General features: G+C 76.0%; 1 protein-coding gene. It reads left to right on the forward strand.

Annotated features, from left to right (window positions below; translation table 11 throughout):
- Positions 1-342: AMP-binding protein (locus C7C46_RS33690; protein ID WP_146259348.1), on the forward strand; the 342-nt coding region annotated here is incomplete at both ends.

Below are 342 nucleotides of genomic sequence, written 5' to 3' on the forward strand. Positions count from 1 at the left end.
CAACGTCACCCCCTCCTACCTGCGGGAACTCACCGCCGCCGGGCTGTTCGCAGCGGGCCGCCACCACCCGGGCCTGCTGCTGGTCGGCGGCGAGGCGATCTCGCCCGCCGCCTGGCAGGAGCTGTGCGCGGCGCAGCAGGATCTCGGCGTCACCGCCTACAACGTCTACGGGCCCACCGAGTGCACCGTCGACGCCCTCTACGGCCGGTGCGCGGATCGCCCCGAGCGCCCGGTCGTCGGCCGCCCCGGCCGCAACCTGCGGGCCTACGTGCTCGACGACGCCCTGCGGCCGGTGCCGCCGGGCATGGCGGGGGAGCTGTACCTGGCCGGAGCACAGGTGGC

This window comes from Streptomyces tateyamensis (genome assembly GCF_003205575.1).
Lineage (GTDB): Bacteria > Actinomycetota > Actinomycetes > Streptomycetales > Streptomycetaceae > Kitasatospora > Kitasatospora tateyamensis.